At 34.3% G+C, this 245-nt stretch carries 1 protein-coding gene; it reads left to right on the top strand.

Annotation, left to right across the window (positions count from 1 at the left end; all coding sequences use genetic code 11):
- Positions 1 to 206 (top strand): L-histidine N(alpha)-methyltransferase (locus ACY2RT_RS15540; RefSeq protein ID WP_490156824.1); only part of this gene is annotated, 206 nt, incomplete at its 5' end.
- Positions 207 to 245 lie beyond the last annotated feature (39 nt).

Here is a 245-nt window from a genome sequence, read left to right as displayed (position 1 = left end):
CAACCGAAGCAATGAAAGTTACCATTGAAGCACTGGAACTCACCATACATTTTGACCCCTGGGAAACCATTCATACGGAAATCTCTCAAAAAGATGATGAAAAAGTGATAAAATGGCTTGCAAAAGAGTCCGGATTAGAAATTGAAGCGTCTTTTAAAGATAGTAATGCCTATTATACAGACTATATTTTTAGAAGAAAACTATGAAAGCAATTTGGAACAATAAGGTTATCGCAGAAAGTAATA

The sequence above is a fragment of the Ulvibacter sp. 2210JD10-4 genome (genome assembly GCF_058148525.1).
Note: the sequence above shows the minus strand (reverse complement) of the source record. Positions and strands in the feature narration are given on the sequence as shown.